This is a genomic window from Sphingomonas sp. (assembly GCF_019746015.1).
Lineage (GTDB): Bacteria > Pseudomonadota > Alphaproteobacteria > Sphingomonadales > Sphingomonadaceae > Sphingomonas.
Map to the genome: position 1 here is coordinate 1 of NZ_JAIESM010000074.1, position 14,659 is coordinate 14,659.

Sequence of the window (14,659 nt, forward strand, 5' to 3'; positions counted from 1 at the left end):
TCATCGCCCGCCACCACGCCGTTCAGCGTCACGTTACCAGAGCCAGTGCGGTTGCCGTCATAGGTCTTGTTGTTGGCAACGACATTGGCAGTCAGCACCGCACGCAGAATGTCGGCAAACGCAGTTGCCGGTACCGTTAGCGTATAGTTGCCCGCGTCGGCGCCGGTCAGCGTCGTCCCTGCGATCGTCACCGTCTTGCCAGTCCCGGCGTTCCTGTCGGCAAAGGTGAAGGTCGTGCCAGCCGTGCCCACGTCATCGCCCGCCACCACGCCGTTCAGCGTCACGTTACCAGAGCCAGTGCGGTTGCCGTCATAGGTCTTGTTGTTGGCCGTGACGTTGGCGGTCAGCACCGCGCGCAGGATATCGCCCAGCGCGGTTGCCGGCACGGTAAAGGTATAGTTGCCGGCATCGGCGCCGGTCAGCGTCGTGCCCGCAATCGCTACCGTCTTGCCGAGGCCCGCATTCCGGTCCGCAAAGGTGAAGGTGGTACCGGCGGTGCCCACAGTGTCACCCGCCACCACGCCGTTCAGCGTCACGGTGCCAGTGCCCGTGCGATTGCCGTCATAGGTCTTGGCGTTGACCTGCACGCTGCTGGTCAGCGCCAGCGGCGTGACGGTGATCTGGCCCGGCGCGCCAAAGGCAAAGGCATAGCCCGAGGCGCTGACAAGCGTGCCAAGTCCGGCCGACAGGGCATAGGGGCCACCGGCGACGCTCGCGCGCGGCGCCAGCCCGGCCGAGGTGAAGCCGGGCGTGCCGCTAAACGCGGTGGCGGCTGTATCCGCCAGGAACGCATTCGCGACCCCGGGCTGGAAACCGGTAACGGTGAACGGGATCATTGCCCCCGGCCCGGTCAGATCGGTGCCGTAAACCTTGCTGAAGCTGTCGGGCAGCACCGTCAGCGTCGGCCGCAGCGCGAAGACATAGCGGTTGCCGGTGATGGTCGACGGCGCGCGCGTGTCGATCGTGCTGCCCCACAGCGCGGTGTTGTTCGAGTTGAGGTTGGTGCCAAACTGGTTGCCGGTCGGCGCCCCGGCATAGATCACCCAGCGCCCGGTGATCGGCGAGGCCGTGCCCGACGTCGCGTTCACAAAGGCGCCCGGGGCCGAGAGCACGACATTCGGTGCCGTCAGCCGCGCATTGGTGCTGAGCACCAGATTGCCGGCAGCCGCCCGCGCCACGATGTCGCCCGTCGCGGTCAGGGCAGAGGTGATGGTCAAGCCAGCAAAAGCAACATCGGTACTCACCGCACGCAGCGTCATCGCGCCATTGGTCACCGTGAAATTGGCCAGGCTGATGGTGCTGCCAGTGAGCAACAGGTCGTTGGTCAGCGTCGAGGCGCCGGCAAAGCTGATCGCGTTGGTGGTCGACAGGCCGTTGGTAAAGAGCGTGTTCGCCCCGATCGCGCCCAACAGCCCGCGCGCGCTGACGCTGCCGAATGTTAGCTGAGACCCGGCATTGTCCAGCCGGACCCGAATGTCGGACTGGCGCGCCGGCCCGCCCATCAGCTGCGTGTTCGACGCCAGGATGATGCTGGCCAGATTGCCGGTCGCATAAAGATCGAGCGTTGGGGCATTGGTGGTGGTGCCCGCCGCATTCGCCATGATGACGGTCGGCTGCGCGCCCGAGAGCGACGAGATCGCGCTGGCCTGGACGCTAAAGCCGCCATTGGCCATATAAGCGGGATCGCCGAAGAATGATGGCCCGAATTCAACGCGCGACGACAAGCCAGATGCAGTGATCATGGCGTTGCGGCCAACCGAGAAGCCCCTTTGCAGCGTCGCCCGGCCACCGATCGCCGACTGCGTGGGCACGTTGAGGGCAACCATCAAGTCTCGACCAACGGTCGCGCCGTTCAAAATCAGGCTGCCGCCATTGTTAACCGTGATGCTCAGGTCACCCGTGGTAGCGACGACGTTATTGAGCGAAACATTTGGTGTACCGAGCGTGCCCGTCGCATTGATTGAAACGAAGCTATTCGCGTTCAGACCCAGCCTAACGTCAACCACCCGGCCGCCGTTAAGCGTCACGCTGCCGCCTGTGGATGTGAGCGTGAATGCGGTGATGCTGTTTGCCGTAATGCTCAGATCGCCTGAGGCTGTTACGGTCGACAGACGCGCAGAATCCGCCAACGTACCGAGATTGATCGTTACATTGCGACCCGAGATCTGACCCGCATTGTCGGTTGTACTAAATCCCCCCGAAAGCCCGGAGCCAATCAGCGTGATATCTTGCCCGGTCATCGAGTCAAATTGCAACTGGCCCTGGCCAGATGCGGTCGGCGCGCGAAGCAGCACATTGCCGCCGGTGCTGGCAACCGTTGAAATCCGCAGGCCGCCCGTGCTGGTCATATCGATAGTGCCAGCTGCACGAGCGGTCGACAGGAATACAGTGCCGCCGCGTTGTGTGACGGTTGATCTGGTCGATTCAATGTAGGCGCCGGATAATGACCCGGTAATGTCAATAGCGCCTGTGGCAATCAGCGTGCCGGCATTCAACGTCAGATTTCCTGCCAAGGTCACGCTACCATTGGCCGAAATACCGGCGGCTAAACCAACGGTTAGGCCAGAAAATGTACCGGTGATGTTTCCAGATGCGCTGGCGTTAGCGTTCAAAAAAAACGGGGCCGCCGGCGCGTTTAGTATCAGGTCGCCAGCCGTCGCCTGAACCGAGCCGTTTAGCGTAGCCCCGGTGTTAAACCGCACCGTGCCGCCACGTATGGTATTGGCCGAGTTTGCCGAGTTGAACGTCGATCCATCAATGCGCAGTAAGCGGCTGGCCGACAAAGTTCCGATGGTGGGATTGCCGGCCGTGCTGTTGCTGAGCCCGTTGGTGCCAGCGCCAATGCCGGTGGAAAAATAGATATCTGCAGCGCTCGTCACCGCGTTTTGGACATTGATCAGCCCGAACGTATTGATCAAGCTACCGATTTGCGTGCCTGGCGCACTCGCCAAGGTTACGCCAGGTGCCGCACTGCCCGCAACGAGAACCACGCCGCGGTCGGTCACCGTGGCGCCGGTGGCTGTCAATGACCCGCCAACCAACATGGTCGAAAGATTATTTGGGCCGCCTGCGAAAAACATGCCCATCGTGACGTTGCGCGCAGAAATGCCCTGAGTAAGTAAAAGTGGCGTCTGCGCCATGGAATTACTGCCCTCAGTGATCGTGTACGACAGCGGGCTGCCCGGCGCGAACTGCACCGTCACGTCGCGCGCGACGATCATGCCGACATCGCCATTGGCGGCGGTGATCTGAGCGGTGTTGACGCTGTTGTTGATCGTCAGCTGCTGGCCGATCAGCACCACGTCGCCCAAGCGGCCACCGTCGCTGGAGACCCCCGTGCCGTTCGCCGTGATCGCCATGCCGCCGCTGACAATCGATGCAGCAGCGGTGCCCGGCCGCCCGAAGCGCAGCGAAGTGGCGGCGTTCAGGAAATCGTCGTCGCTGTTGATATCGTTGGTGCTGGCAATGAACGAGCCGGTGCTGATCGTCCCGCCCGTCGGCCCGCCGAAATTGATGCCGTTGGTGTTGACCAGAATCACCGAGATGTTGTTGCTGGACGTGATCGAGCCGTTGATGAAACTGGCACCGTTGCTGAGGTCGCGGTTGAGCACGGCGATGTTGGTGGTGCGGTTGGTCACACCGGTCGTCGCGCGCGCATCGACGAAGTTGACGGTGTTGCCCGTTGCCACGTCGAACCCGGTGCCCCGCCAGGTCAGGATGGTGCGGTTGTCCCGCAACCCGATCTGCAGCTGCTGCGGGGTGGGGTTGGAGAATGTCGGCGTCGTCGGCCCCGGCGTGCCGCCCAGCCCGCGCGTCACCGCCGTCACATTGCCGGTGTCGGGCAGATTCTGCGCCATCGCCGGCGCCGCGATCAGCGCGCTGGATGCGGTGGAGGCGACAAGGGCGAGGCGAAGCAGCGAGCGGGTCTTCATGGCAATCTCTCCGACGATTTTCTTGTCGATCCTGGTGGTCAGCGGCGCGGGTTGAACTGATAGGTGATCTGGAACAGGAAACGCTGCCCGGCACGCGGCGCGCCCGGTAGCAGCAGCTCCGGATTTTCCGGCCGCGCATAAAGCGCCTGCAGCGACAAGGCGCCGCTGATCGTGGCGCGCGCGCCAAAGCCCCAGCTGCGCAGCGAGCGATGATCTTCGGCCGTGCCCAGATCGTAATTCCAGATGCGCACCGCTTCGTAGAAGCCGAACAGCTGCGCCGTCGTGCGCGGCGCCACCTCGAAGGTGAAGCGCGGCTCGACCCGCCCGCCAATCGCCACGTCGCCGCCGGTCACGCCGGGGTCATAGCCGCGGCCCAGCGTCAGATTGCCGACGAAATACTCCTCATAGGACAGCAGCGCGCCGCTCGACCATTGGCCCTGCAGCGATCCGGCGATCTGGAACCAGCGGTTGAACGCGAAGAAGCCTTCGGTGCCACCGCGCACGACGGTGCGCGAGGCGCTGCCGTCGAAGCGGCTGGCGGACGCGCCATCGGCACGCAGGAAGTTGACCGGGGTCGCCCCGCCAAAGTCGATGCCCTGGCGGATTTCGGCGTTGATGGTCACGCCATACCGGTCCCAGCCCTCGGCCTGAGCACCACGGAACTGGGCCGCGCCGCGCAGATAGAAGACGCGCAGATCGTCCCGCGTCAGCGCGAAGCGGAAGCCGAGCGCGTTGAGGTCCACGCTCTGGCCGATCACGTCGAAACCCGCGCTCAGGTCGACGCGGGTGTCGACGCTGCGCACGATCGGGGTCGATGCCTCGATCCCGATCACATAGGAGCGCGCATCGAGATCGAGCGCGCCCAGCTGCGGCCGCGACCAGACATAGGTGCCGCGCACGCCGATCGTGCTGCCGCCCAGCGTCTGGATCGAATGACCCGCCTGGATCGTCTGCTGGCGGTTGATGTCGAAGGTCGTGCTGCCGCCGATGAAGGTGCGGTCACCCTGGCCGAACAGGCCGAAATAGTCGGCGCGCACCGTGCCGCTCTCACGCCCCAGCGCGCGCGGGCCGAAATTGTCGATCGACGCAGTCACCTGATAGGGCGCGTGGCGGACGCGGACATCGCCATCCACCGTCCCGGGCATGGCGCCGGCGCGGATCGACATCACCACTTCCAGCCCCGGAATGTCGTTGGCCAGCAGCAGCATGCGCTCGATCTCGCGCGTGTTGAGCACCGGCATCGCCTTCAGCCGGTTGAGCCGCGCGCGCAGCAGCGACTCGGCGCGGCCCGCAGACCCCTCCACCCGGATATCGCCAAAGCGCGGTGCGATGACCGTGAACTGCGCCTCGCCGGCGTTGATTTCCTGCGGCGGGATGCTGACGGCGGCGACATAGCCACGCGCGCCCAGTTCGGCGGCCGCCGCGTCCCGCAGCGTGCACAGATAGGCCAGCTTCTGCTTGCCGCCGGCGGGCTTTATCGCGGCGAGCGCGTCGATCAGTTCGGGCGCAAGCGCAGCGCCATCCGGCCCGACAAAGCGCACGCGATCGATTGCCACTTCAATGGTCGAATCGGTGAAGGCGCACGGGGCAGCCACGGCACGCTCGTCATTCACCCGGACCGCGCTATTGGGCGCCTCGGTCGCCGGCTTTGGCCCTTCCACCTGCTCACGCGACGGCAAGCTGCCACGAACCTGCGCCGATGCCGGCGTGGCGCCGACAACCGCAATTGCACACGTCGTCGCGCAAAGCGCGGCGGCGATACGTCCCCCCATTACGATTCCCCAACAGTCGTTTCGTCCGCGTTAGCAAGTGCTCCGGGGGAGCTGTCAATACTGTTGAACTTAAACATCATTTAGAAAACGCTGTCATAAATCAGACTTTTTTCTATCGCGGAGCGTGAGCGGCTCCGCAGGCCATATCGACACGGTCGCCGATCTGGCGCACGCTGCCACGCTGCCACGGTGCCATAAGGGGGCGGGAAGAGGATATGGCGATATTGCGGTTGATCGCGGCGCTGCTGGCGCTGCTGCTGGGGGCGGGTCCTGCGCTGGCGGAGTGGCCCGCGCGCGAGGGCGATTTCGTGATCCGCGACTTCCGCTTCGGCACGGGCCAGACGCTCCCCGAACTGCGCCAGCATTACCGCACCATCGGCACGCCGCATCGCGGGGCGGATGGCCTGGTCGACAACGCCGTGATGATCATGCACGGCACCGGCGGCAGCGGCGCACAGTTCACCAGCCGCGACTTTTTCGCCGGCGAACTGTTCGGCCCCGGCCAGCCGCTCGACACCGCGCGCTATTTCATCATCCTGCCCGACGCGATCGGCCATGGCGGGTCGTCCAAACCATCCGACGGGCTGAAGATGGCGTTTCCGGCCTATGACTATCAGGACATCGTCAACGCGCAGCAGCGGATGCTGCGCGAGCATTTCGGCGTGCAGCGGCTGCGGCTGATGATGGGCACGTCGATGGGCTGCATGCTGAGCTTCGTGCACGCAACCACCGACCCCGGCATTGCCCGCGCGCTGATGCCGCTGGCCTGCCTGCCGGTGGAACTGGCCGGGCGCAACCGGATGTGGCGCAAGGCCTCGATCGACGCGATCAAGGCCGATCCCGCCTGGCAGGGCGGCAATTATGCCGCGCCGCCCGTGATGGGGCTGCGCGCGGCGGCGCTGCTGCTCTGGGCGGCGGGCACTGCGCCGGTGCGGATGCAGGCCGATTATCCCACGCGCGCGGCGGCCGAAGGCGCGCTGGCGGGGTTGATCGAACGGCTCGCCAGCCAGAGCGACGCGAACGACATCATATACTGGCTCGACTCATCGCGCACCTACAACCCCGCCCCGCAACTCGGGCGGATCACGGTGCCGGTCACCTGGATCAACAGCGCCGATGACTTCATCAACCCGCCGGGGCTGCGCATCGCCGAGCGCGAGGTGACGAAGATGCCCAATGCGCGCTTCGTGCTGATCCCCGAAAGCGCGGACACGCATGGCCATGGCACGCACAGCTGGGCAAAATTCTGGAAAGGCGATCTGGTCGCGCTGCTCGCGCGGTCGTGACGTACCCGCTCAGTCCGGGTAGCGCGCGTTGACCGCGTCCCAGCGCCGCGCGATCAGTTGCTCGAGCACATCCAGATCAACATCGGCAAGCTTGTTGATGTAGAGGCAGCCCTTGCCCGTCTTGTGCTTGCCCAGCCGCGCCAGCAGCTCTGCATTGTCGCCGCAACCGACCATCAGATACAGCACGAGCTGCGCCTTGCGCGGCGCAAAGCCGACGCGAAACATCTCGCCGCTATGCCCGCTTTCATAGCGATAGCTGTACCGGCCATAGCCGATCATGCTCGGCCCCCACATGGCCGGCGGCAGGCCGGTGACGCGGCCCATCATCGCCAGCAGCACTTCCGCGTCGGCCGCGCGCTGGGGTGGCTGAACCTGCGCCACATACGCGTCCACGCTTGCATCCGTCTCGACAGTCTTGTTTGCCATCGCCGCACCACCCGTCGCGAGTCGCTTGCGCCAGGGGGCGCGGAGCCCCTAAAGCGCCCCGCTTTTGTAGCATAGGAGCCTGCCTGATGTCCGATCCCATCCGCCGCGTCGTCCTTGCCTATTCTGGCGGGCTCGACACCAGCGTGATCCTGAAATGGCTGCAGCAAAATTATGGCTGCGAGGTGGTGACCTTCACCGCCGATCTGGGCCAGGGCGAGGAGCTGGAGCCGGCGCGGCACAAGGCCCAGATGGCGGGCGTGCGCCCCGAGCACATCTTCATCGACGATCTGCGCGAGGAGTTCGTGCGCGATTTCGTCTTCCCGATGATGCGGGCGAACGCGCTGTACGAAGGGCTGTATCTGCTCGGCACCTCGATCGCGCGGCCGCTGATCGCCAAGCGCCAGATCGAGATCGCGCGGGCCGTTGGCGCCGACGCAGTGGCGCATGGGGCCACCGGCAAGGGCAATGACCAGGTGCGCTTCGAGCTGAGCTATTATGCGCTCGCCCCCGACATCAAGGTCATCGCCCCGTGGCGCGAATGGGACCTGACCAGCCGCACCAAGCTGATCGAATTTGCCGAGGCGCACCAGATTCCGGTCGCCAAGGACAAGCGGGGCGAGGCGCCTTTCTCCACCGACGCCAATCTGCTCCACACCAGTTCCGAAGGCAAAGTGCTGGAGGATCCGTGGGCGGAAGTGCCCGATTATGTCTTTTCGCGCACGGTGAACCCGGAAGATGCGCCCGATAGCCCCGAGGTGATCACCATCGATTTCGAGCACGGCGATGGCGTCGCGCTGAACGGTGAGGCGCTGTCGCCAGCGACGCTGCTCGCGCGCCTGAACGAGCTTGGCCGCAAGCATGGCATCGGCCGGCTCGATCTGGTCGAGAACCGCTTTGTCGGCATGAAATCGCGCGGCATGTACGAAACGCCGGGCGGCACGCTCTATCACCTCGCCCATCGCGGCATCGAGCAGCTGACGCTCGACCGGGGCGCGGCGCATCTGAAGGACGAGCTGATGCCGCGCTACGCCGAGCTCATCTACAACGGCTTCTGGTTCGCGCCGGAACGCGAGATGCTGCAGGCAGCGATCGACCACAGCCAGGAGAAGGTGACTGGCACCGTCCGCCTGAAGCTGTACAAGGGCGCCGCGCACATCATCGGCCGCAAGTCGCCCTATTCGCTCTACAGCGAGAAGGTCGTGACGTTCGAGGATGATCAGGGCGCCTATGACCAGCGCGACGCGGCCGGCTTCATCAAGCTGAACGCGCTGCGGCTGCGGTTGCTCGGCAGGCGCGACGCCAGCTAAGCCGGGCTTAACCAAGCCTGCGCTAAGCAGGCACGATGGAGCGCGCGCGCGACAAATTGGGGGATGGCCTGGCGGCGCTGGGCCTGGCGGGCGTGCTGAGCGCGGGCTGGGCCGCGCGCGACTGGGCGGCCCTTTTCACGCTGCGCCTGCCGGACACCGACGATCTGGCCCGCCTGCAGCAGATCCGCGACTGGCTGGGCGGGCAGCCCTTTGCCGACATGGCGCAGCACCGGCTGGCGAATGGCCTGATGATGCACTGGTCGCGGCTGCCCGATCTGGTGCCGGCGGCGTTCATCCGGTGCCTGACGCCCCTTGTCGGCCAGCATGGCGCGGAACTGGCAGCGGTGGTGGCGTGGCCCGCGATGCTGTTTGCAGCAATGCTGTTCCTCGTCGCGCGGATCACGCGGATCGTGGCGCCGGAATCGGCGCGCACCGCGCTGGTGGTCGCGGCCATTGCCTATCCGGTGACGAGCCTGTTTGCGCCAGGGCGGATCGACCATCACGGCTTGCAGATCGTGCTGCTGCTGCTGGGCGTGCGCGCGCTGCTGGGCAGGCCCGGCGCCGCGAACGGCGCGCTGTTTGCGCTGGCGAGCACCGCCAGCCTGGTGATCGGCATGGAAATCGCGCCTTTTCTGGCGGTGATGGCCGGCTGGATGGCCGCGCGCTGGCTGCGCGGCGCGCCGGGGGCGCCGCTGGCCGGGTTCGGCGCCGCACTGCTGGGGGCGATGATGGCGGCGCGGGCAATCTTCGGCGGTAATGGCTGGAGTTATCCCGCCTGTGACGGCTTCAACGATATCGTCTGGCAGCTGGCGATGCTGGGCGGCGGCGGCGCCCTGGCGCTGGGTGTGGGGACGCGCTGGCTGACCGGCTTGCCGGCGCGCGCAGCGGCGGCCGCGGTCACGCTGGGCGCGGTGCTGGCACTGGGCTGGCCAGCGGCGCGGGCGTGCCTGCATCCTTACGGCAATGTCGACCCGCTGCTGGCGCGGCTGTGGCTGGACCATGTAGCGGAGGCGCAGTCGCTGCTCGTCGTGCCACCCGCCAGCGCGATCGGCTATGCCGGGCTGCTGCTGGCCGGCATCGGCGCCGCGCTCTGGCGCTGGCGGGCGAGCCATGCACCCGGCTGGGCGGTGCTGCTGTCGCTCCAGCTGGCAAGCCTGGCGCTCGCGCTGTTCGAGCTGCGCGGCGTCTATGCCGGGGCGATTGTAGGCGTGCCGGCGCTGGCCGCCGGCATCACGGTTGCGCGGGCGCACGGCGCGGCGGCCCTGGCGTCGGCGTGGCTCGCGGCCGCCGGCATGCTCTATCCCCTCGCCGCGCAGGCCCTTGTCGCGCCCGTCGCCCCGGCCGCATCACCGGGCTGCGGGGGGCTGGCAGCGCTGACCCGCCAGCCCCCTGCGCTGGTGATCGCCGGCATCGATCATGGCCCTGCCCTGCTGATCGGCACGCGACACCGCGTGCTCGCCGCGCCGTATCACCGCAACAATGCCGGCAATGGCGCGATGTATCGCTTCTTCCTGTCGCCGCCTGAGGCCGCCGCCGGCATTGCCCGGCGCTGGGGGGCGGGGCTGGTGCTGCTCTGCCCCGGCGATTTCGACGAGATCGCGGCCGAGATCGGCAAGGACAGCCTGATCGCCCGGCTGCGCGCCGGCGATCCCCCGGTCTGGCTCCGCCCGGTTGCGCCGGGGCTTTATCGCGTCGCGGGCTTGCCGGAGCGCCCCGCCACCCTCTAGAGGCGGCGTGATGACCCGCAAGGACCATTGGTGGGAAACCCGCATCTTCGTGATCGTCGCCGCGTTGCTGGCGGCGGTGCCGCTGTTGCGTCCGACCATTCCGCCGCTGGTCGACCTGCCCGGCCATATGGGCCGATACCGTGTGCAGCTGTCGATCGACCAATATCCGTGGCTGAGCGAATGGTACAACTTCAACTGGCAGCTGATCGGCAATCTGGGGTTCGACCTGCTGATCATCCCGCTCGCCCCCGTCTTCGGGCTGGAGCTGGCGGTGAAGCTGCTGGTCATCTGCATTCCGGTGCTGACGGTGACCGGGCTGCTGTGGATCGCGCGCGAGGTGCATGGACGCATTCCCGCCACCGCGCTGTTCGCACTGCCGCTGGCCTATAATTTTCCGTTCCATTTCGGTTTCGTCAATTTCTCGCTGTCGATGGCAGTGGCGCTCAACCTGTTCGCGCTGTGGCTGCGACTGGCGCGGCTTAACCGGCTGGGGCTCCGTGCTGCCATCTTCGTGCCTGCGTCCTGCCTGTTATGGCTGTGCCACACCTTTGGCTGGGGGTTTCTGGGCGTGCTCGCTTTCTCGGCGGAAATGATCCGCCAGCACGACCGCCTGCCCCAGGATTATGCAACACTCGGCCAGCGCGCGCGGCACTGGCTGGCAGCGTGGACGCGCGCGGGGCTCAACTGCCTGCCGCTGGCGCTGCCCATCCTGATGATGATCGCCTGGCGCTCAGGCTCCAACGTCGGCGGCGAGACTGGCGACTGGTTCAACTGGCGCGCGAAGATCGGCTGGATCACCATGGTACTGCGCGACCGGTGGCAGGCGTTCGACATCGCCTCCACCGCCGTGCTCTACCTCATCCTGTTCAAGGGCGTGCGCGACCCGAACATCGAATATTCGCGCAATCTGGTGCTGTCGGCACTGTTCCTGCTGGCGGTTTTCCTGTTGCTGCCGCGCATCGTGTTCGGCTCTGCCTATGCCGACATGCGGCTGGCGCCGTTCATGATCGCCATCGCGCTCGTGGGCCTGCGCCCTAAGCGCGGCCTGTCGATCGAGCGCGCAGCAACGGTCGCGGCGCTGGGGCTGGCCTTTTTCGTGGTACGGATCGGCAGCAACACAGCCAGCTTCTGGCTCTATGCCGACAGCTATGATCGCCAGCTGAAGGCGCTGGATCACATTCCGGTCGGCGCGCGGCTGGTCTCGTTCGTTGGCGAGACGTGCAACAATCAATGGTTCATGAGCCGGCTGCAGCACGTGCCGGCCATCGCGCTGGAGCGCAAGCTTGCCTATACCAACGATCAATGGTCGATGGCGGGTGCGCAGCTGTTGACCGTGCGCCACCGGCTGAAGGGCTTTGCGCACGATCCGTCGCAGCTGGTGACGCACGAGCAATGCCCACGCGAATGGTGGCGGCCGCTGAAGCGCTCGCTGGTGCTGTTCCCGCGGCACACCTTTGATTATGTGTGGATCATGATCCCGCCGCCCTACCCCAGGGGGCTGGAGGCGGGGCTGAAGCCGCTGTGGCGTGATCCCGAAACCGGCAGCGGGCTGTTCGAGGTCATCCACGACCAGCCGGGGCCGCAGGTGCGGCGCGAGGAGCTTATTCCCCCGCCCCGGCGCGCCGAAACGGAGTCATAGTCTCCAGAAATGCCTGGTCCGCTGCCACCGCTGCCCGTTCGCGCGCCAGAAAATCGGCGACGGCCAGCCGGAAATTCGGGTCGGGCAGGAAATGGGCCGACCAGGTGGTGACCGGCGCATAGCCGCGCGCCAGCTTGTGCTCTCCCTGGGCGCCTGCCTCCACCGTTTTCAGGCCGCGCGCGATTGCCGCGTCGATCGCCTGATAATAGCACAGCTCGAAATGGAGGAAGGGCACCTCCTCCACGCACCCCCAATAGCGGCCATAAAGCGTATCGCTGCCGATCAGGTTCAGCGCCCCCGCCACCGGCCGGCCAGCGCGCTCGGCGAGCATCAGCAGCACCTTGTCCGCCATCCGCTCCCCCAGCAGCGAGAAAAAGGCGCGCGTCAGATAGGGCCGCCCCCATTTGCGGCTGCCAGTATCCTGATAGAATGCCCAGAAGGCGTCCCACGCGCCCTCGGTCAGGTCACTGCCGGTCAGGTGGCGGATGGTAAGGCCGGCCAGCGCGCCCTCGCGCTCCTTGCGGATCGCCTTGCGCTTGCGGCTGGCAAGCGCACCCAGGAAATCGTCGAACCCGGCATAGCCCTGATTATGCCAGTGGAACTGCGTGCCGGTGCGGATCAGCCAGCCGGCCGCCTCGAACAGCGGCACCTGGTCGGGGCTGATGAAGGTGGCATGCGCGCTCGACAGGCCATGCTCCACCGTCACCGCCTCCAACGCAGCGATCAGCCCGGCGGCCTGTGAACCGTCGCGCAGCAGCAGGCGCGGACCGGGCACGGGGGTGAAGGGCACGGCAATCTGAAGCTTCGGGTAATATTGGCCGCCGGCGCGGTGCCAGGCATCGGCCCAGCTATGGTCGAACACATATTCGCCCTGGCTGTGGCTCTTGGCATAGGCGGGCGCGATTGCGGCGGGGCAGCCATCGGCGCCGTCGATCACCACGGGCACTGCCTGCCAGCCGGCGCGGGGCGCAACGCTGCCCGATTCCTCCAGGATGGACAGGAAGGCGTGGCTCAGGAACGGATTATCTTGCCCCGCGCACGCATCCCACGCCGCTGCATCGATGCGCGAGACACCATTGGCAATGCGGGCGGTGACGGCAGCGCTCACGACCGCCAGTCTAGTCGCCTTGCGTGCGCAGGCAACCGGGTCAGCGCTTCAGCGCGACGATCGCGTCGATCTCCACCACGGCGCCCAGCGGCAGCACCGCGACGCCCACTGCGCTGCGCGCGTGCCGCCCGGCATCGCCGAACACCGCCTGCATCAGTTCCGACGCGCCATTGGCGACCTTGGCCTGATCGGTAAACCCGGTCGCCGAATTGACGAACACGCCCAGCTTCACGATCCGCTCGACCCGGTCGAACCCGCCCAGCGCCTTGTTGATCTGCGCCAGCAGCATCAGCGCGCAGCGTTCCGCCGCCTTCTGCGCAAAGGGCAGGTCGCGATTTTCACCAACCCGGCCGGTCATCACCTGCCCCTCGTCAAAGGGCAGCTGACCGGAAATGTGGAGCAGCCCGCCATGCTCAACCGCCGGCACATAGGCAGCGACAGGGGCGGCGGCTTCGGGCAGCGATAGGCCCAGTTCGGCGAGCTTGGCGGTGACTATGTCCATGCAGCGGCGCTTATCCGGCCGCGTGCCGCGCGGTCAAGCGCTGGCATGGCGCCCGTCGGCAAAGCGCGCGGCGATCCACGCCTGGGCGCTGCGCCAGTCATCAATCCGGGCATGGGCAGCGGGCGCCGGCGGCACGTGGCGGGCAAGGTCGGGCTCGCTGATCATGTGCAGCCGGTGCGCCTGTGGCGCGTGGCGCGCGACCGAGTCGTGGTGGACCGCCAGATCGTCGACAAAGACGGTGACTGGCATGCCATGTTCCGCCATCAGCCGCGCAACCGGATCGCCCTTGCCGCCCTGATTGGTCTCCACGCGGTGCGCGATGCCGAACCGGGCCAGCTGCTCGATGCGGTGGTCGCGGCAATGATCACCCAAATTGGTCAGGATCACGATCTCGGCGGTTTCGGCAAGTGCTGCCAGCGCCTCCGCCGCATGCGGCACCAGCGTCTGGCGCTCCATCTCGCCGGGGAAGAACTGGTCGAGCAGCCCCCACATCTCCTCGCGCGTCAGCCCGCTGCCGTCGGGCCGCTTCATCGCCTGGGTGAAGTCGCCGGTCGCCAGCGAGAAATCGATGTCGTGCCGCTCGCGCAGCCACAGGCCGAAATGGCGCACCATGTGCAGCAGCACTTCGTCGCAATCACAGATGAGCAGCGGCTTCATGCATCCTCCAGCAACTGGCGCGCCCGGCAGAGTGAGGGCGGGGCGACCGACAGCGCCGCCGCGCATGCCAGCAGATCGGGCTCATGGCTTTCCAGAAAGCCCAGCACCGCGGCGAGCAGCGCCGGATTACCCGCATCGCGCCGCAGCCGCTCCGGCGACAGCCCGGTCAGCGCGAGCAGCCGCTCAGCACGGCCGTCATCCGCCAGAATCCACACCAGCGCGCGCAGTGCCAGTTCGGCGGGGTCGTGATTTGTGTCGGGCACGCGCATTGCCTAGAGTACCGCCATGAGCATGGCGGGCGAC

At 66.6% G+C, this 14,659-nt stretch carries 11 protein-coding genes; 4 read left to right on the forward strand and 7 right to left on the reverse strand.

Annotated elements, in window-relative coordinates:
* Together K2Y03_RS10680 and K2Y03_RS10685 are read right to left on the reverse strand one after the other, a co-directional pair.
* Positions 1-3,932, reverse strand: a 3,932-nt coding sequence (locus tag K2Y03_RS10680; protein ID WP_294090645.1) for a YDG domain-containing protein, incomplete at its 3' end; no start/stop codon positions are given.
* 38 nt (positions 3,933-3,970) lie between these two features.
* Positions 3,971-5,704: a hypothetical protein gene (locus K2Y03_RS10685; protein WP_294090646.1), complete on the reverse strand. Its 1,734-nt coding sequence runs from the start codon at positions 5,702-5,704 to the stop codon at positions 3,971-3,973.
* A gap of 215 nt (positions 5,705-5,919) precedes the next feature.
* Between K2Y03_RS10685 and K2Y03_RS10690 the strand changes: the two genes are divergently transcribed.
* Entirely contained in the window at positions 5,920-6,990 is a 1,071-nt protein-coding gene (locus K2Y03_RS10690; RefSeq protein WP_294090647.1) for an alpha/beta fold hydrolase, read from the forward strand.
* 9 nt (positions 6,991-6,999) lie between these two features.
* On the opposite strand, the gene K2Y03_RS10695 is transcribed toward K2Y03_RS10690, so the two are convergent.
* On the reverse strand, positions 7,000-7,416 hold the full coding sequence (locus K2Y03_RS10695) for a DUF1801 domain-containing protein (RefSeq protein ID WP_294090648.1): 417 nt from the start codon (positions 7,414-7,416) through the stop codon (positions 7,000-7,002).
* An 86-nt stretch (positions 7,417-7,502) separates the two neighbouring features.
* Between K2Y03_RS10695 and K2Y03_RS10700 the strand changes: the two genes are divergently transcribed.
* Genes K2Y03_RS10700 through K2Y03_RS10710 form a run of 3 tightly spaced genes read left to right on the forward strand, consistent with a single transcriptional unit; the run spans position 7,503 to position 12,089 of the window.
* On the forward strand, positions 7,503-8,723 hold the full coding sequence (locus K2Y03_RS10700; protein ID WP_294090649.1) for an argininosuccinate synthase: 1,221 nt from the start codon (positions 7,503-7,505) through the stop codon (positions 8,721-8,723).
* 35 nt (positions 8,724-8,758) lie between these two features.
* On the forward strand, positions 8,759-10,450 hold the full coding sequence (locus K2Y03_RS10705; RefSeq protein ID WP_294090651.1) for a hypothetical protein: 1,692 nt from the start codon (positions 8,759-8,761) through the stop codon (positions 10,448-10,450).
* A 10-nt stretch (positions 10,451-10,460) separates the two neighbouring features.
* Positions 10,461-12,089 (forward strand): hypothetical protein, encoded by a 1,629-nt coding sequence (locus tag K2Y03_RS10710; protein WP_294090654.1) that lies wholly within the window; start codon positions 10,461-10,463, stop codon positions 12,087-12,089.
* Here the strand turns inward: K2Y03_RS10710 and K2Y03_RS10715 are convergent.
* From K2Y03_RS10715 to K2Y03_RS10730, 4 genes are read right to left on the reverse strand one after another with little or no spacing between them, the layout of a single operon-like run.
* Positions 12,052-13,197, reverse strand: a complete 1,146-nt coding sequence (locus tag K2Y03_RS10715) for a GNAT family N-acetyltransferase (RefSeq protein WP_294090655.1) — start codon at positions 13,195-13,197, stop codon at positions 12,052-12,054. The genes K2Y03_RS10710 and K2Y03_RS10715 overlap by 38 nt on opposite strands.
* Before the next feature lie 40 nt (positions 13,198-13,237).
* Entirely contained in the window at positions 13,238-13,699 is a 462-nt protein-coding gene (locus K2Y03_RS10720; protein WP_294090656.1) for a RidA family protein, read from the reverse strand.
* Positions 13,700-13,732: 33 nt separating this feature from the next.
* Positions 13,733-14,356, reverse strand: coding sequence for an HAD family hydrolase (locus tag K2Y03_RS10725; RefSeq protein WP_294090657.1), 624 nt, complete (start codon positions 14,354-14,356; stop codon positions 13,733-13,735).
* Complete coding sequence (locus K2Y03_RS10730) at positions 14,353-14,625, reverse strand: DUF3572 domain-containing protein (protein WP_294090658.1); 273 nt, start codon at positions 14,623-14,625, stop codon at positions 14,353-14,355. The genes K2Y03_RS10725 and K2Y03_RS10730 overlap by 4 nt, the downstream gene beginning before the upstream one ends.
* Positions 14,626-14,659: the final 34 nt, after the last annotated feature.